Origin of the sequence: Salifodinibacter halophilus, assembly GCA_012999515.1 — a bacterium.
Taxonomy (GTDB): Bacteria; Pseudomonadota; Gammaproteobacteria; order Nevskiales; family Salinisphaeraceae; genus Salifodinibacter; species Salifodinibacter halophilus.
In genome coordinates, this window is sequence record JABEEB010000266.1 from 1 (window position 1) to 270 (window position 270).

Consider the following 270-nt stretch of genomic DNA (forward strand, 5'->3'; position numbering starts at 1 on the left):
GGCGATAACCAGCGTTCTAGCTCCTTCAACGGCATCTGCTTGCGTGCCGCCAGCGATTCGACTTGGTCGCGACCGATCTTGCCGGTGGAGAAATATTTCGAACGCGGATGCGAGAAATACCAACCGGAGACCGCCGCCGAGGGCCACATGGCGTAGCTGTCGGTCAGCTCGATACCCGTCTTGGCCGTGGCATCCAGCAGCCGGAAGAGCGTGGCTTTTTCGGTATGGTCCGGACAGGCGGGATAGCCCGGGGCAGGGCGAATGCCCTGG

1 protein-coding gene is annotated in these 270 nt (G+C 62.2%); it reads right to left on the bottom strand.

What is annotated here, in order from left to right; genetic code table 11:
* Positions 1-270: hypothetical protein (locus HKX41_11600; GenBank protein NNC24777.1), on the bottom strand; the 270-nt coding region annotated here is incomplete at both ends.